The following is a 15,897-nucleotide window of genomic DNA, read 5'->3' as shown; positions in this document are numbered from 1 at the left end:
AGACCTCATCAAGACAAAAAAGGGGTTGGCAACCAGCAGCGGCACGCCAACCCCGAGGGGAGAAAACCTAGATTTTAGTAAGCTTGAGCCAATCGATATTAAACCCACCGCTGTTGGCGTAAATCGCCAAACTCTGTACCCCGGCGGTCAGGTAAATATTGTGGGAGATGGTTTGATAAGTACCCCAACCGCCGGTATTGGGCACGCTAATGGTGCCTAAGCCTACGCCGTTGCGATCCAGCGTGAACTGCGCGGTGGTGAGCGCCGAGGCGACACGGTATTCAACCTTGTAAGTCCCGGTTTGCGGGATATTCACATTGTTGTATTTGAACCATTCACCGGCATCGATATAACCCACGGTGCCGCCCGATACAGTCACACTGCCGCCGACTTCGTTAAAGTTTTCCGCCTGAATAGTGATAGAGGTAGCGGGGGCGCTGCTACTGCTGCCACTTCCACCGCCAGTGCCGCCATCGGCCGGCGGTGTACCGGTATAACCGGTCTGGCCTTCGCGGGTCAGGGCCAATACCAAAATGCCGTTTTTAACGACGACGTTATTGGGGTCAAAATCCGCCAGGTTTTCGCCAAAAGTCCAGTTGGCTTTGTTCCAGCGGTTGGTATCGAAACTGTTGAAGTCGTCGCGCCAACCCGTGCCAAAACTATTGGTAGAGGCATTCCAGGGTTTGTATTCGATGTAATTCACAAACTGGTACACCGGCAGGATGCTGTCATTCCAGGGGCCGACCCACTCGGCAATATTGGCCGCCCAGAGGTTAAAACGCAGGTCTTGCGGGCTGGTCAGGCTGGTCACAAACTGGCCACCATTGATGCGGCGCACTTGCGTGCCGTTGACAAACCAGGCGATGTAACTGGGGGTCCACTCCAGCACATAGGTGTTGTAACCATCGCCCAGCGAATAGGGCATGGTGTGTACCCCTTCGGTTTTGGTGGTGGGGCGATTGGTGCCAATAATCACATTGCTCTGCCACTGGGTAGCGTTGTTTTTGCCGAAGATCTCGATATCGATCTCTTCCCAAAAAGTGCCCGGCTGCTCGGAACCGTTTTTGTAGGTGAAAAAAGTAGACAATACCCCACTGCCTTTGGCGACGCGCATGCGCATCTCATAGCGGCCGTATTTGTAGGTTTGTTTAGAGTAGATTTCCGCCGCCTTGTAAGGCTTGGCAGTGGCGGCGCTGGTAATGCTAACGCCGATCAGGGTGGCGAGCGCAAAGAGCACGCCGGTATAGCGATTAATAGAGAACATAGCGAGTACCTTTATCGTTAATTATTAGAGGCATAATGAGTAACGCTGAGGGTGAGTAACCGAAGTGGCAGTAAACTTTCACCCGACCTACCACAGCCTCATCTTTGCTAAAAAAAGGCACTCCCGTGCATCAGTTTGCGCAGAAAACCTGAAGTGGTGATAAGTATTTAAGGTCATGCCCACGCACGCGGGGGATCCATAAGGTAGTTTGCAGGGGAGCTGGATACCTGCGTTCGCAGGTATGACGATAAATTGTATTAAGTTAGCTGCAACTTTTCCGCCGCAAACCCGTAGTTGGGATTAAGCACAATAATTGAGGATGCAATCCCGCATGACTGACACCAACCCACATCAGGACGAGGAGCTCATCAACCTCATCGCCCGCTGCGCCCTGCGCGACCAGGCCGCGCTCAAGCAGTTGTTTGAGCGGGTCAGCCCCTATTTGAACGCCGTCGCCCAACGCATTTTGCAGTCGCGGGAACTGGGCAATGAGGTATTACAGGAGGCGTTTTTGCAAATTTGGAACAACGCTTCCAGTTACCGGCCGCAGCTCGCGCGACCACTGACCTGGATGGCCAGTATCGTGCGCTACCGGGCCTTGGATCGGCTGGATAAGGAAGTGCGTATCAACCGCAAACTGGATCACTGGCATGAGGATTTGAACGAACTGCCCGGTGGCGATGAACCGGAAACCAGTGCCGCAGCGGGTCAATTGCGCTTTCACCTGCACCAGTGCCTGACCACCCTGGGCGACAAGATCAAACACAGTATTGAGCTAGCCTATTTGTATGGCTATACCCGCGAGCAGATTGCGGAACAGTTCGCCACCAATAGCAACACCGTTAAATCCTGGCTCCATCGCGGCGCCGAAAGGTTAAAACTATGTCTGGAAGCAAAACACCACACTCACCGTTAGACGACAAACTGCTCGCGTTTGATTATGTCTCGGGGGTGTTACGCGGGGCTGAACGCCAGCAGTTTGAAGCGCGCCTGCGCGACGATAGCGCCTTGCAAACCCAGGTCAGCTTTTGGGAAGAAGAACTCATGAGCCTGAGCGATCACGAGACGGGCATCACCCCCGAACCGGAAGTCTGGCGCGCTATTGAAGCACGCTTACAGCAGCCAACACCGGTGCGCACAGCACCGCGTTTTAGCTGGCTCTGGCCGAGTATCTCCGGTTTTGCGAGTGTCATGCTCGCGGTGTGCCTCTGGCTGTTAATCGCCCGCGACCCGCTGCAACAATTCATGCAGCAACCCAATGCCGATTATGTCGCGGTACTGACTAATGAAACGGGCGCGGCGCAGTTGACCGTACTCACCGCCACCGGTGGCGCGCAGCTGTGGTTGAAATGGGAAGCAGTAGAAATTGCGGAGGATAAAAACCTGCAGCTCTGGGCGATTTCCAAACGCGATGGCCAAGTCCGGCCACTCGGGGTATTTGCGCAAACTGATATCCAACAACTGCCCTTATCCGTCGCCCATTGGCGTTTGATTAAAGACGCCTCGCACCTGATTCTGACGGAAGAGGATGTAGGCGGTTCACCGCTGGATGAGCCGAGTGAAATCGTGCTGGCAAAAGGTGTCTGTGTTCTCCTCGCGCAGGTGGATAAGGCCATATAATGCGTCCTATCTTCCCTGCCTGCGGCGCGCTGCTATGTCTAAAAAACGCATGACCCGGAAACTATTGTTAGCTTTGTTATTCACCTTCTCCAGCGCGTGTAGTCACGGGCTGGATTTGCCGTTAACAGATGCCAACTTTAAAAATTGCGTCGCGGCATTGGCGGCAAAAAAAAATTGGCAAAACCTTGCCGATATTACCGCGATTGAATGCCACTCCAAAAAAATCACCTCACTTGCTGGCATCGAACACTTTACCCAGCTGCAAAAATTATCGCTCTACAACAACCAACTGACCGATGCGACGCTGGAAAAATTGCCGCTGCTGCGCCATATCAACCTCGCTAAAAATAAAATTACCCAAGTAACCCTGGGCGAATTACCAGCGCTGGAAGAGTTATATATTTTTGGCAATAAAATGACAGCGCTGGACTTAAACGCGCTACCCACACTCAAACTGCTAAAAATTAACGACAATAAACTGCTGCAGTTCACCTATCGGGATTTACCCGCGCTGGAAAAAATTTACATGTTTAATAATGCAGTAGAGCATGTGGATATTTATCACTTGCCTGCACTGAAATATATGGACGCGCGACAAAACCCCATGCCCGACCCACTCTATGAAGAAATGGATAAACTCACTGGCGTGACATTTTTACACGATGGCAATGCGGAAGACTGGCAATAATAAAAGGCAGGTAACAGCGTGAGATTATTAGCAGCAAGTTTACTGGCAATCAGTGTGGCGCCCTGTGCAGTGGCAAGCGGTGAACATGAATGGGATTGGGGCAGCCGCGCGCGCTACGCCTATGTTGACGCGGACAATTCCGGCCAGGCAGCATCCCTATTATTGCGTGGTTCGGTGGCATCTGAGTGGAGTGATATTTTCCATTCAATGGTGGAAGTGGACGCGGTCGGCACTGCCTATAAAAATGATCACAGCGATGGTGCGCGTTTTAATAATCAGCCCTTAATTCCCGACCCCGATGGCGTGGACCTGAATCAAGCGTTTTTATCGCTAGACTTGGACGCTGCCGCTATTCATCTCGGTCGCCAGCGTATTAATTTTGACAACCAGCGTTTTATTGGCGGCAATGGTTTTTGGCAAAACGAACAAACCTTTGATGCACTACTGGGCAAATTTAAACTCGCCAGCAATTCAAACTTTACCTACAGCTATATCGCCAATGCCAACCGTATTTTTGGTGAGGATGCTGATGGAAAAAATTCGCAACCCGAACACGATTACGGCAACGGCAACGGCAATAGCTCACCAGACAGCGCGTTTTTTGGCGATCACCAACACCATAGCCACCTCACCCGGCTTGAATGGAATGAGTGGGACTACACCCGCGTGGTGGGTTATGCCTATCGCATCGACAACCGGGACATGCCCAGCGCATCCAATAATACGGTTGGTGTGAACTACAACCTCAACTACAAAGCCCGCCGCATAAAATACCGCGTGCAAATTGAAGCCGCGCAACAAAATCGTTTTGAACTCCATGCGGAAAGCTTGCCTTATTATTTGCTCGATCTCGGCTTCGGGTTTAACAGCTGGGAATTGAGCACGCGTTACGAAATTCTCGGTGCAAATAATGGCGCGGCGTTTATTACCCCCTTGGGTTCCAATCACGATTTTGAAGGCTGGGCCGATGAAATAGGCAACACGCCCAATAGCGGCGTGCGCAATTTTTCACTCGGCTTATTATGGCGCGCCTCACCCCTGCGGGTAGAAATCTCTTATCACTTTTTTAAAGATGATGTGGCGGGCAATAACATCGGCCGTGAATTGGATGTGGATTTTGTCTACAAACCCAATCGCAAACACAGCATTGCACTGCGCCTCGCCAATTTTGAACCTGAAGGCGATTCGGGTTCGGTGCGCAAGGTTTATTTGGATTATGCGTTTAATTTGTGATTGATTAAAAACTGGATACCTGCGTTCGCAGGTATCCAGCTCTAACTATTTCCATCAATAATAAAAATGCAACTGCGCAAACATATCCAGATAATTCCCTGTAGCGCGCTGGGGAATGTCATCGCCTTGGCGCAGGCCGCCGCGAATTTGCAAGTTGGCAAAGGGTGTGTACTCCAATAATAATGAGTGCCGCACGCGGTGGTTTTCATCGATATTGGTGTCCGGATCCAAAAACTCGGTGGTGAGTTTGACGTTATAACCTTTGCTGATTTCGCGGTTCACTTCCAGCAAACCCACACGCTGCTGTTGATATTCGCCGGAAATGTTTTCAATAGATTCGTCTTTAATTAAATCTGCCTCGGCGAGAAATACAAAACCTTGCCAGACAAATCCACCAAACACATTCGCTTGGGTGCGCGCACCGGCTTCAGCATCGTTATATAACGCGGTTGCACCAATTCGCCAATTGCTGCCCAGGTATTCCGCACGCGATAAAAACTGCAAATTTTTATCGTCATTGTTGAGCCCGCTGCTGCCATTGCTAATGGCAAAATTAAACAGGGTTTTGCTGTACTGCAAACCCAGTTCTACGCCGTTATCGCCGGTATCAAAATTGAAACCGCTGGCCTGACGGATAAAAGCGCTGTCGTCCTCCAATCGAATTCCATAGGGCAACATAATGCGGCCCGCTTTTAAAAAGTGCTGGCCATTTAATTTGGTAAGAATAAACGCTTCGCGATTCAGCGCACCGCCGGGAGCAATTTGTTCATCAATGTAGAGTGCAAAGCGCGAGTCTTTGGGTTGCAATACCACATAGAGCTGGCCGGATTGGGTTTCAAAACCGCGCGCGTCTTCAGCTTCATCGCGATCTGATTGGTAATAGTTAGTGCGCAGGTCAGCGCCGATGCGCAGTGTTTCACCCAACTTTCCCGCATCAAATAAATTCAGGCTGCCCGCCGTTTGCGGTAGCTGATGCGTACCATACCAGGCGCCATAGGTTGTGCGTGCACCACCACCCGCCGGGTTGGTATGGCAGGCGGAACATTGCACATTATTTTTCACCGCCAGATAGGGTTCTGCAGCGGCTGTATTTGCCAACAGGCACAACAACAGCGCGGCACCAGCAGCGATAATTTTTTTACAGTGTATAAACATAGCGATAACCTCCACCCTGAATTTCATCGGCATCACCATCGACGACTTGATACTGGTGATCGAGCAGTTGCTGCAATTCGCGGTCGTGAATAATCACTTCCACTTGAATCGCCTGTGCAGGAATATTGTTAAGGGTTATATAAAGTGTTTGATCGTTAAGCAGCAGGGAAAAATCTTCCACCGCCTGATGTTCGCTCAGCGTGTGATAAAAAATAGAAATGCTTTCCGACGCAATGGATTCAAATTGCAGCGCGCGGCTAAACAGTAATTCCACGGTGATTTGGTTATTGGTTTTTTGGGTACTGGCGCGCGCTACTTTGGTAGTCGCGGCACCGCTGCCAACCCGCGGGGCACCATTGGCGATCCAGCTGCGCACTTGATCAATTTGTTCTTGCGATAAAAAGGGGCCACCGAGCGGCATACGCGCGCCAACAATATCGGCAGCACCTTCCAATTTTTTTATCAAATAACTTTCATCCGGGTTGCCGGGATTAACACGCATCAGGGTGGGGATTTCATCGGCGCTGCGATTCACTAAAAACGCGTAGGAATTTTCTTCCGAATCCAAACGCAAACCGCGCGGGGCATTGGCGCCGGTATGGCAGTTGGTGCAAATCGCACCAAAAATGGTTTGCTGTAATTGTGCCAGCGTAACCCCATCATCAGCGGCGCTACTGCTACTTCCGCTACTACTGGTGCTGGGTAATCCCTGTTCATTTAACCCTTCGCCGGAACCGGCGCCGCAGGCGGTTAACATCGCGATTGCCAGTGCAAAAAATAATAATTTCATGATCTTGTCTGCTCCTCTTTTTATTGATTGCGTCGTAGCCTAAAAAGCAAAACGGGCACTGCAAAAATGTGCAGTGCCCGATTTTTTATGGCCGCGCGATAGTCCAATCGGTGTATTCGCCGGTGACGTGGCCGGGTGCGCTATCGCCGACAAAGAAGTAGAGCGGTAAACCCTTGTAAGCCCATTGTTTGGAAGTTTCATCGCGCATGATCACGGTGAAATCGCCAAACGCTTGTGCATCCGCCGGTGCATAAAGTGCAGGCCAGGCAGCGAGGCAAGCGCCAAAGCAGGTAGTGACACCGGGGGTATCGTCGTCAAAGGTGTAGAGGGTGAAATCGAGGCGGGAGTTATCCGCCGCACCAGCCGCCGTGATGATATTGCCGTGAGCAACCAGCAAGCGGTTTTTGGTGGGGTGATTATTCACTGCAACGGAAGGCGTGCGCGCCACAAACCAGTTATTGCCGATTGCTTCACCATTGGTTTGACCGGCTTGGGTATCGCCCGCAAAAAAGTAGAGCGGCATGCCGTTCAGTGCCCACTGCATTTCACCGCTGGCGCGCTGCACCAAACTGTAGGGTGCGGTGGCAATTGCGCCGGTATGGGCGATTAACGCTGGCCAGTTGGTGAGGCAGGTACCGGAACAATTGCTGACGCCGGCGGTGTCATTGTCAAAGGTATAAAGCGTAAAACCGTTGCGCTCGGCGGTGCTGGTTTGCTCGGCGCCGTCGACCGGCATCGCCAATTTCACACTGCCTGCTGCCGCGAGATGACTACCGAGTGTGGCGTTGGCAACAATCCGGGTAGGCATTGGTCGTGCAAGCAACCAGTTGGGGATGGCTTTGCCAGTGGTTTCACCCGCATTGGTATCGCCAATAAAAAAGTACAATGGTTGGCCTTGGTAGGCCCACTGCAATGCCGGGCCCGCGGTGCCCATGCTGCGCTCAATAATCGAATAGGGTGCGCTGGCTTCATCGCCCGGGTTGGCTAACAGCGGCGGCCAATTGGCCAGACAAGTACCGCTGCAGTTGGACACACCGGTGGTGTCATTGGCAAAGGTGTAGAGGCTAAAACCGGTGCGATTCTGTAGCTGCGCGACAAAACTGGTGTTGCCGGAATCCTCGGGTATGCCCACCAACACCTCACCGCTTGCGACAAAATAATCGCCATCGGCACTATTGAGCTGGCTATCGATTAATACCACGGGCGGTACCAATGCCGGTGCCACCGAGCTGGATGACGCTGAACTGGATACTACCGAGCTTGAAGCCGGCGCACTGGATGCAGGTTCGCTGGATAAAGGCGTACTGCTGGGCGCGACCGAACTGGCCGGTGTACTACTGGGTGCGATGGAACTGGCGACCACACTGGAGTAGGCCGTGCTGCCGGGCGTGGATGAATAGCCACCACCTCCACCGCTACCGCCTCCGCCACCACAGGCGCTGAGTAGGGCAGTGCAGGAAAGCGCCATTAACAAGGCGCGATAAGATGTGCGAGTAAGCGGGTTCATGGTAATTCCTCCTGGGATTTGGTTGTCGGAGGAACTTACGGGCAATGCTTGAAAAGGTTGCAGGGGAAATCATTTTTGTTAAATCAAAGGCGACTAACGAATCGTCAAGGCTTGCCAAAGCGCCAATTCGCGCTCAAGATTACTGTTTATTTATACAGTATTTGAGGTGCGGCCATGACCAGCGATTATCCGGAGTTTAGCGACCCCGCCCCCTGGATCGAAAAACCCTTGCAGGCGATTAAAGGGCGGGGCGCGGTGAGCAATATGGCGGGGCGCTTTGAAACCCAACTGATTGAAACCGTCGATGACGGCTGGGTCGCTTACAGCGACGATACCGATATCAACCCCGCGCTCAACACCAGTGTCACAGCCGAACTCGCCAAGACGATTCTCAGCCGCAACCAGTCGCCGGATTTGCCGTTTAGTGTGTCGCTTAACCCCTATCGCGGCTGCGAACACGGTTGTGTCTACTGTTTTGCGCGCCCCACCCACGCCTATTTAGGGCTGTCGCCGGGGCTGGATTTTGAGACCCGGCTCTACGCCAAAACCAACGCGCCGGAATTGCTGCGCCGCGAACTCGCCCATCACCAGTATCAGCCCAGCCCGATTGCGCTGGGCATTAATACCGATGCCTATCAGCCGGTGGAACGGGCGTTGCGCATCACCCGCCAGTGTCTGGAGGTATTAGATGAATGCCGGCATCCGGTGGGGATAATCACCAAATCAGCACTGATTGAGCGGGATCTGGATTTGCTCAAACCTATGGCCGAGCGCAATCTGCTCGCGGCGGCAATCACCATTACCACGCTCGATCACCGCATTGCGCGCAGCCTTGAACCGCGGGCGGCATCGCCCACCCGGCGTTTACAAACCATTGAAAAACTGGCGCAAGCCGGCATTCCAGTGCTGGTCAGTGTGGCGCCAGTAATTCCGTTTATCACCGAACAGGAGCTGGAAAAGGTCATGCAAGCGGCAGCCAGTGCGGGCGCAACCGCCGCAGGCTACACCGTGCTACGCCTACCTTGGGAGGTAAACCCGCTGTTCCAGCAATGGCTGCAAACCCACTTCCCCGAGCGGGCGCAGCGGGTGATGAATCGCATTCGCGATATGCGCGGCGGCAAGGATTACGACGCCAACTTCGCCACCCGTATGCGCGGCGAAGGGCTGTGGGCAGATATGATCCGCCAGCGTTTTGCCAAGGCGCTCAAACGCTATGGCCTGAACAAAAGCGGGCGTTTTGTGCAGCTGGATTGCAGCCAGTTTCGCAAACCGCTGAGCATTCCGCCTGCCGCCAAAACCGGTACCGGGCAGTTGGATATATTTGGCTAGCGCCTACAGTTAGTTACATTTAGCGCCAGTCCGGCGACCTATACTCGCGCCATAGCCTCTACCTGGAATATGCAATGAAAGCCGCCGTTTATACCCGCTATGGTGCCCCCGGCGTTGTACAGTTGGCCGAGGTGGAACAGCCCCGGCCCAAGGCCAACCAACTCTTGGTGAAAGTCCACGCCAGCTGTGTCAATTCCGCCGATGTGCGCCTGCGCAGCCTGCGGATGCCACTCGGGTTTGGACTGATCTCGCGGCTGGTATTTGGTATGCGCGCGCCGCGCCGACCCATTCTTGGCGTTGATCTGGCGGGTACTGTGGTGGCGGTAGGCAGTGAGGTCAGTCGTTTTAACTCAGGTGATGCGATTATCGCCCTCACCGGTCTGACCATGGGCGCCCATGCCGAATATGTCTGTTTGGATGCCAATGGCGCCATCGCCCATAAACCGGTGCAGCTGGATTTTAACCAGGCTGCGACCCTGGTGTTTGGTGGCACCACCGCCCTGGATTTTTTGCGCCGCGGCCAGCTGCAGGCGGGTGAAAGCATCCTGATTAATGGTGCCAGTGGCGCAGTGGGTTGCGCCGCCCTGCAGCTTGCCCGCCACTACGGCGCGCGCATCACGGCGGTCTGCAGCGACAGCAGCCGCGACCTGGTACGCCGCTTGGGTGCGGACGAGGTGGTGGATTACCAGCGCGAAGACTTCACCCGCAGCGGCGAGCGCTATGACGTGATTATGGATACCCAGGGCAATGCGCCCTGGGCCGAAAGTTGCCGCGCACTGGCACCCGGTGGCAGGTTGCTCGCAGTCAGTGCGACCCTGCCGCAAATGTTGCAATCGCTCTATTTACCACTCTGGGAGCGCGAACGGGTGATCGCCGGGCCCTGCGCCGAACGCGCCAGCGACCTGGCAGAACTGGCGGCGCTGGCCGATGCGGGTATCTTGCAGCCGGTGATTGATCGCACTTATTCACTGGCGCAGATTGCGGAGGCACATGCCTATGTGGATGGCGGCCATAAACAGGGCAGTGTGGTTATCAGCATTTGTTGATAGAGGGCGCATGTTTAAATCACTGCACCTAGAACCCGTGCATAAGTGCTATGACGAATAGCGATTCACAACGTTTTCAGGACTGCCTCCGGCAAACCAAATACCCCATCAAACACCCAGTTAAAGACAAAGGTGTACACCAGGAAAAACGCTAATAAACCTAAATCCATTAGCAGCGCTTCCAGCAAACTGACGTCCAGCCAGAGTGCGATGATTGGTACAAGAAAAATCACCAAGCCGCCTTCAAAGCCCAGCGCATGTAGCAGGCGTATGCCAATACTGCGGCCGTGGTTTGCGCGCCGCTGTTCCCAGCGTTCAAAGCCGCAGTTAAACACCAGGTTCCACACCATCGCCACGGCCGAGGCCGCCACTGCAATACCCACCGAGTGCGCGGCGCCAGCGCCGGTTATCCACTCCAGCAATAGGGCTGAAAGCATAATCGCCACCAATTCGTACAAGCCGACGTAAACCACCCGCCGTTTTATGCCCTGCATATCTACCTCTAGGTTGTTATCTGTTACTCCACACATTGCAGCCAGTTTCTATGCTTTGTGATGATAGAAAAAGTTAGCTACTATCAGTTTTACTGACAGATAAAGGCGTAATGGCGATGAACGGGGCATTTAATTCCGAGACGATCAGCGTGTTTTTGGCCGTGCTGGATAGCGGTTCTTTCTCTGCCGCCGCGCGTCAGTTGGGGCGCGTACCTTCGGCGGTGAGCATGGCGATTGCGAATTTGGAGGCGGAGCTGGCGCTGGAGTTGTTTGATCGCCGCGGGCGCGAACCCAAACCTACGGCGCTGGCGCGCGCATTGGAACCGCAAGCGCGCTTGTTGATTAGCCAGTTGCAGCAGCTGAATACTCAGGCATTGGAGTTAAGTCAGGGTTTGGAGGCGCGCTTGACGCTGGTGATTGCACCGGAGTTGCAGGCCACGCCCTGGGTTGAACCGCTGCGAATACTCGCCCAAGAATATCCGCTGCTGGAGACCCAGATCATCACTGCCCCACAGACCGACGCGCTGCAATTACTGCACACGGGCAGCGCGCAACTCGCGCTGGTGTTTGAGCGCCCGGCGGCCGATGGGCGCGAAAACTTTCAGGAAGTGGGCCGCGAAACGCTGGTCGCGGTTATCGCCCGCACCCATCCCCTGCTACAGGAAGTTTCTGCCGCAGGCACCATCAACGACAATCAATTGCGTCCGGTGCGGCAGGTGATGGTGGGTAGCCGCAGCCAGGCCGATAAGCCATCCGCCAGCGATAAATTCTGTATCGCATCCGAACATTACTGGCGGGTCGATCAGCCCGAAGTAGCGCTACAGCTGGTACTGGCGGAACTGGGCTGGGCCTGGCTGCCACGCGCTTGTGTGCAACCCTATCTCAATGGCCGCATGCTGGTGGAATTGCCCATTGAAAACTTCACCAATGGCGAGGAGCTGTGGATTGATCTGGTCTGGTCGCGGGAGCGACCACTAGGTTTGGGCGCGCAGCAGTTTGTGAGTTTGATGGCGGAGCAATATCGCAAGCGCCAATCCGGCAATAACTGACCTATTAAAAACTGAGCAACTCTTTTAATTCCTGGGCGTTGCGGCGGGAGATCTCGATTTGTTTGCCGTCGTCCATGGTAATTTCATAGCCATCGCCAATACTTTCTTCAATCGAAGCGATTGCTTGTAAATTAACAATGTATTGGCGATTGACGCGGAAAAAATATTTTGTGGGCAAGCGCTCTTCAACTTGGTTAAGTGATTTTTTAATAAAGGCATTGTGTTCATTAAAAAATAACCGCACGTAGTTTTTGCAGCTTTCAAAATAGCGAATAGAGTTCAGTGCAACCAAATGACATTTTTCGCCATCCTTGATAAAAATCTGGCTGTTGATATCCAGCGGTGGTTTGCTGTCATTGCCGACACTTTGGTGATTGTTGCTATCCTGATTGCTACTGTCGTAATTGCCATTGTCATAATTAACACCGGCAGTCAGTTTATGAATGGCAAGTGCAAGGCGCTCCTGACTAATAGGTTTTAGCAGGTAATCCACCGCGTGATAATCAAACGAGCGGATGGCGTATTCCGAATAAGCGGTAGTAAAAATTATGCGCGGCATATAGTCGAGTTTTTCCAACAGATCAAAACCGCTTTCGCCGGGCATATGAATATCGAGAAAAATAACCTCGGGTTTTAGTTCCTGAATTAACTTCAACGCGCTGGCAGGATGATCCGCTTCACCAACCACTTGTAGCTCAGCAAAACTGCGCAACATATTAATCAAACCTTCACGCGCCAAACGCGAGTCCTCTACCACAATCGCTTTCATAGCTGGGCCTCTTTGGGGATGCGCACAAGCACACTGAATTCGCTGGCGCTGTTGGCAAGGTTAAGCGACGCTTGATCACCATAAAGTAGTTTTAGCCGCTGCTCGATGTTAACCAGCCCGATGCCTGTGCCGGGCGGAAAATTATTATTGCTGGCGGCAATATCGTTGGTTATATCAAAGCGAATGTGATTTGTTTCTTCGTTGCCGGTAATACGCAAGCGGCCGCCTTGGCGTAAATTATCCAACCCATGTTTGATGGCATTTTCCACCAGCATTTGCAACATCATTGGCGGCACCGGATATTGGTACAGCTCCTGCGCGATTGCCATGGAAAATTGCAGCCGCTCCTCAAGCTGGATTTTTACAATGTCGATGTAGCGCTCAATCATTGCAATTTCTTCGCTCAACAATACTTTATCTTTTTTGCTGGTTTCCAATGAGTAGCGCAGCATTTGCGACAGTTCGGTAATCATGCGGTCAGCGCGCTCAGGATTTTCGTGAATCAGAAAACGAATATTATTCATCGCATTAAATAAAAAATGCGGATTGAGTTGGTTGGCGAGGCTGCTCAATTGCGCCTCGCGCAAACTGTTCTGCAGACGCAGGTTTATTAGCTCTGTCTCTTTGATACGTTTGTTGCTGGTGACACTGATGTACATGGAGATCCAGGCGCAAATAACCAGCTGGGTAATAAACCCGTTGCTCACCACCATGTTGGCGATGTGGTGCCGCATGTTTGGCGTTGCATCCACCGATGACAGTGCACTAACCAGTGGGTCCCAAAATAGGGGGATCAATATGGCGAACATAACAATCGCCACGGCGAAGCCCGAAATGGCACCATAGCCCATGACTAACGGAATTGTTTTAAGGATGCTTAACGATTGCCAATTAAACTTTTTATACAGTTTTCGGTAATAGAGCACCGCCAGGGTGAACAGCGGCAACCAGAGCAAGCCACCCACAATGTTGAACCATACTTGCTCGCGCCAGAGAATAAATCCGACAAGTTGCAACAGGCTCAGTACGGTTAATACTGAGCAGTGATAAATCCAAAATAATTTATCGCGCGGAAAAAAATAAAAACTCATCAAATCAGACCCAGGTTCTTATACCGATAAGACCGTAAACGGCGAGTTGGCCCAGCATATACAAATGCAAACCGGTATGCAGGCAGGCGTAACCATAAATCCACCGGCTGTGTACCTGACCGTAAGATCGCCATAGCACCAGCAGCGATACCAGCGCCGCGAGTGCATAGAGAATACTGCCGAGCGTTATCGTCAGCGAAACAACTGACATACGCCCCAGAGTTTCCATGGAGCCACCCACGGACGGTACTAAAATCACCGCGAACAAAATGACACTGGTCATTAACGGCCAGCCGCGCACCCTTACACTGGCATCCATTGGCAAATGTTTAATCCGGCGGCGCAATGCCCACACCGGAAAACACAGCAGACTTAGCGCGCTCACCAGCAGGAGCAAACTATTTATTGCCAATACACCGTAAGCGCGCAGCGCTGAAATCGGTTTAAATAAATCACTGCTGACTTGCACCACTTGCCCTGCCAATGGGTCTTGCACAATCGCGATACTGGGCAAACCAGTCCAGACATCAATTAACACCTTGTCGTCACTGGCACGAGCGTAGTCACTACTTTTCCAGCCACCCAACAAAGGCTCTCGCTTAAACGTATATTCGCTCGTGGTAAATTTCATCACGCCCTGAATATCGCTAAACATGCGTGCGAATTCGCTGCGGTAATTGATCGGCAGATAATAACCGGATAAACCAGCAAAAGATTCAGGCAGCGGCACCGGAGAAACATTCGGCGGGCTTCTGTCTTGCAATAAAAATTCGCGCAGCAGTTTTGAAATATCGCTCATCGCTTGGTGATTGCTGGTATTAATCATAAACACATAGCCGGCGTTTAATTCAGGCACATAGGCCAGTTCTGCCAAGGCGCCGGGCATGCCGCCGTTGTGACCGCGAAATGTGAGCTGATAATTTTCGTGACCGCTGGTGTAGTTGTGCAAACCATAACCCGAGGTAATACCCGCCGCCGAACCCAGCGTAGTTTGTGCTACTTCCATGCGTGTAATAGAGGCGGGCGATATTATTTGCTGTTGGGCGAACTCGCCGCGCTTAATCAGCAGCTGTAAAAAATTCGCCATGTCGCTCGCCGAAGAATTTACCGAACCCGCTGGGCGGGTGATGATATTCCAGTAATCTTGCGGTTTGCCATTCACATAGAGGCTGGCGCCGCGCTCTTCATAAATCTTTGAATAATAGAAACTGGTGGAATCCATTTGCAGCGGAGCAAACACCTGCTCCTGAATATATTCTTCAAATTTTTTGCCGGTAACTTTTTCCACAATATAAGCGGCAACGGCGGGCCCGATATTGCAATAGGCCATACGTGTGCCGGGAACCCAGCGCGATGTGCGGGAGGCCGGGCGATAATCCAGCCCCGCTTTTAAACTCATAGCGTCGGATGCAGCGGCGTAGGCGTATTCCGCGAGGCTCATATCATCCCAGCCGGTGGTGTGTTCCAGCAGGTGCACCAGGCGCACCGGGTGCGTCTGCTCCCAGGGATTTTCAAAGGCGATATCCGGCGCAAGATCCTGCAGTTTGTCATCCAAATTCAGTCGACCTTCCTCCACCAATTTGAGCACCGCGATAGCCACAAACATTTTGCTAATGGAGCCTATACGGAACAGGGTGTTTTCATCGGCAGGTGTTTGTTGCTCCAACGACGCCAAGCCCAACCCGGCAACCCATTGCGGACCATCGCGGGTTACCAGTGCGATACCTATGGCAGGCGTCTGGGTATCGACACGAATTTTTTCCACCGCCGCTTGCAGCTCCGCAAGATTTTGCGGTGCAGGCTTATCATCACCTGCGGTTGGTTGCGCCAGCGCCGATTGAAAGCTGCTCATAAAAAGACAG

The 15,897-nt window shown here is 52.7% G+C and carries 15 protein-coding genes; 7 read left to right on the top strand and 8 right to left on the bottom strand.

Going from position 1 to position 15,897, the window contains the following annotated elements; all coding sequences use genetic code 11:
• Window positions 1–67: 67 nt before the first annotated feature.
• Window positions 68–1,264 (bottom strand): carbohydrate-binding protein, encoded by a 1,197-nt coding sequence (locus D0B88_RS04075; RefSeq protein ID WP_151055333.1) that lies wholly within the window; start codon window positions 1,262–1,264, stop codon window positions 68–70.
• A 331-nt stretch (window positions 1,265–1,595) separates the two neighbouring features.
• Here D0B88_RS04075 and D0B88_RS04070 point away from each other — a divergent pair, with 331 nt between their 5' ends.
• Genes D0B88_RS04070 through D0B88_RS04055 form a run of 4 tightly spaced genes read left to right on the top strand, consistent with a single transcriptional unit; the run spans window position 1,596 to window position 4,805 of the window.
• Window positions 1,596–2,180 (top strand): RNA polymerase sigma factor, encoded by a 585-nt coding sequence (locus D0B88_RS04070; protein ID WP_191966515.1) that lies wholly within the window; start codon window positions 1,596–1,598, stop codon window positions 2,178–2,180.
• A complete protein-coding gene (locus D0B88_RS04065; protein WP_151055327.1) occupies window positions 2,147–2,884 on the top strand; it encodes an anti-sigma factor domain-containing protein in 738 nt (245 codons plus the stop codon). Before D0B88_RS04070 ends, D0B88_RS04065 begins: the two co-directional genes overlap by 34 nt.
• Before the next feature lie 34 nt (window positions 2,885–2,918).
• Window positions 2,919–3,572 (top strand): leucine-rich repeat domain-containing protein, encoded by a 654-nt coding sequence (locus D0B88_RS04060; RefSeq protein WP_191966514.1) that lies wholly within the window; start codon window positions 2,919–2,921, stop codon window positions 3,570–3,572.
• A gap of 18 nt (window positions 3,573–3,590) precedes the next feature.
• The gene (locus D0B88_RS04055) at window positions 3,591–4,805 is read left to right on the top strand and encodes an alginate export family protein (protein ID WP_151055321.1); all 1,215 of its coding nucleotides are present in this window, start codon (window positions 3,591–3,593) and stop codon (window positions 4,803–4,805) included.
• A gap of 54 nt (window positions 4,806–4,859) precedes the next feature.
• Here the strand turns inward: D0B88_RS04055 and D0B88_RS04050 are convergent, their stop codons facing one another.
• The 3 genes from D0B88_RS04050 to D0B88_RS04040 all read right to left on the bottom strand — a co-directional run bounded on the left by D0B88_RS04050 (window position 4,860) and on the right by D0B88_RS04040 (window position 8,257).
• Window positions 4,860–5,960 carry a hypothetical protein gene (locus tag D0B88_RS04050; protein ID WP_151055318.1) on the bottom strand — a complete coding sequence of 367 codons (1,101 nt, stop codon included), beginning with the start codon at window positions 5,958–5,960 and terminating at the stop codon, window positions 4,860–4,862.
• On the bottom strand, window positions 5,944–6,750 hold the full coding sequence (locus tag D0B88_RS04045) for a hypothetical protein (protein WP_151055315.1): 807 nt from the start codon (window positions 6,748–6,750) through the stop codon (window positions 5,944–5,946). The genes D0B88_RS04050 and D0B88_RS04045 overlap by 17 nt, the downstream gene beginning before the upstream one ends.
• A gap of 85 nt (window positions 6,751–6,835) precedes the next feature.
• Window positions 6,836–8,257 (bottom strand): hypothetical protein, encoded by a 1,422-nt coding sequence (locus tag D0B88_RS04040; protein ID WP_151055312.1) that lies wholly within the window; start codon window positions 8,255–8,257, stop codon window positions 6,836–6,838.
• A gap of 174 nt (window positions 8,258–8,431) precedes the next feature.
• Here D0B88_RS04040 and D0B88_RS04035 point away from each other — a divergent pair, with 174 nt between their 5' ends.
• Both D0B88_RS04035 and D0B88_RS04030 read left to right on the top strand, forming a co-directional pair.
• Window positions 8,432–9,586, top strand: a complete 1,155-nt coding sequence (locus tag D0B88_RS04035; RefSeq protein ID WP_151055309.1) for a PA0069 family radical SAM protein — start codon at window positions 8,432–8,434, stop codon at window positions 9,584–9,586.
• A gap of 74 nt (window positions 9,587–9,660) precedes the next feature.
• Window positions 9,661–10,632, top strand: coding sequence for an NAD(P)-dependent alcohol dehydrogenase (locus D0B88_RS04030; RefSeq protein WP_151055306.1), 972 nt, complete (start codon window positions 9,661–9,663; stop codon window positions 10,630–10,632).
• A 65-nt stretch (window positions 10,633–10,697) separates the two neighbouring features.
• Here the strand turns inward: D0B88_RS04030 and D0B88_RS04025 are convergent, their stop codons facing one another.
• The gene (locus tag D0B88_RS04025; protein WP_225318522.1) at window positions 10,698–11,162 is read right to left on the bottom strand and encodes a PACE efflux transporter; all 465 of its coding nucleotides are present in this window, start codon (window positions 11,160–11,162) and stop codon (window positions 10,698–10,700) included.
• An 80-nt stretch (window positions 11,163–11,242) separates the two neighbouring features.
• On the opposite strand from D0B88_RS04025, the gene D0B88_RS04020 reads away from it, so the two are divergent.
• Window positions 11,243–12,175, top strand: coding sequence for a LysR family transcriptional regulator (locus D0B88_RS04020; protein WP_225318521.1), 933 nt, complete (start codon window positions 11,243–11,245; stop codon window positions 12,173–12,175).
• A gap of 4 nt (window positions 12,176–12,179) precedes the next feature.
• Here D0B88_RS04020 and D0B88_RS04015 read toward each other — a convergent pair whose 3' ends face one another.
• The 3 genes from D0B88_RS04015 to D0B88_RS04005 are packed head-to-tail and all read right to left on the bottom strand — an operon-like array spanning window position 12,180 to window position 15,887.
• Window positions 12,180–12,944: a LytTR family DNA-binding domain-containing protein gene (locus D0B88_RS04015; protein ID WP_151055300.1), complete on the bottom strand. Its 765-nt coding sequence runs from the start codon at window positions 12,942–12,944 to the stop codon at window positions 12,180–12,182.
• The gene (locus tag D0B88_RS04010) at window positions 12,941–14,035 is read right to left on the bottom strand and encodes a sensor histidine kinase (protein WP_151055297.1); all 1,095 of its coding nucleotides are present in this window, start codon (window positions 14,033–14,035) and stop codon (window positions 12,941–12,943) included. The genes D0B88_RS04015 and D0B88_RS04010 overlap by 4 nt, the downstream gene beginning before the upstream one ends.
• 4 nt (window positions 14,036–14,039) lie before the next feature.
• The gene (locus D0B88_RS04005; protein WP_191966513.1) at window positions 14,040–15,887 is read right to left on the bottom strand and encodes a serine hydrolase; all 1,848 of its coding nucleotides are present in this window, start codon (window positions 15,885–15,887) and stop codon (window positions 14,040–14,042) included.
• Window positions 15,888–15,897: the final 10 nt, after the last annotated feature.

It is taken from the genome of Cellvibrio sp. KY-YJ-3, assembly GCF_008806955.1.
Lineage (GTDB): Bacteria > Pseudomonadota > Gammaproteobacteria > Pseudomonadales > Cellvibrionaceae > Cellvibrio.
Note: the sequence above shows the minus strand (reverse complement) of the source record. Positions and strands in the feature narration are given on the sequence as shown.

Coding starts and splice junctions, on each gene's coding strand:
- D0B88_RS04075 (WP_151055333.1), bottom strand. CDS start 1,264: ATGTTCTCTATTAATCGCTATACCGGCGTGCTCTTTGCGCTCGCCACC.
- D0B88_RS04070 (WP_191966515.1), top strand. CDS start 1,596: ATGACTGACACCAACCCACATCAGGACGAGGAGCTCATCAACCTCATC.
- D0B88_RS04065 (WP_151055327.1), top strand. CDS start 2,147: ATGTCTGGAAGCAAAACACCACACTCACCGTTAGACGACAAACTGCTC.
- D0B88_RS04060 (WP_191966514.1), top strand. CDS start 2,919: ATGTCTAAAAAACGCATGACCCGGAAACTATTGTTAGCTTTGTTATTC.
- D0B88_RS04050 (WP_151055318.1), bottom strand. CDS start 5,960: ATGTTTATACACTGTAAAAAAATTATCGCTGCTGGTGCCGCGCTGTTG.
- D0B88_RS04045 (WP_151055315.1), bottom strand. CDS start 6,750: ATGAAATTATTATTTTTTGCACTGGCAATCGCGATGTTAACCGCCTGC.
- D0B88_RS04040 (WP_151055312.1), bottom strand. CDS start 8,257: ATGAACCCGCTTACTCGCACATCTTATCGCGCCTTGTTAATGGCGCTT.
- D0B88_RS04035 (WP_151055309.1), top strand. CDS start 8,432: ATGACCAGCGATTATCCGGAGTTTAGCGACCCCGCCCCCTGGATCGAA.
- D0B88_RS04030 (WP_151055306.1), top strand. CDS start 9,661: ATGAAAGCCGCCGTTTATACCCGCTATGGTGCCCCCGGCGTTGTACAG.
- D0B88_RS04025 (WP_225318522.1), bottom strand. CDS start 11,162: ATGTGTGGAGTAACAGATAACAACCTAGAGGTAGATATGCAGGGCATA.
- D0B88_RS04020 (WP_225318521.1), top strand. CDS start 11,243: ATGAACGGGGCATTTAATTCCGAGACGATCAGCGTGTTTTTGGCCGTG.
- D0B88_RS04015 (WP_151055300.1), bottom strand. CDS start 12,944: ATGAAAGCGATTGTGGTAGAGGACTCGCGTTTGGCGCGTGAAGGTTTG.
- D0B88_RS04010 (WP_151055297.1), bottom strand. CDS start 14,035: ATGAGTTTTTATTTTTTTCCGCGCGATAAATTATTTTGGATTTATCAC.
- D0B88_RS04005 (WP_191966513.1), bottom strand. CDS start 15,887: ATGAGCAGCTTTCAATCGGCGCTGGCGCAACCAACCGCAGGTGATGAT.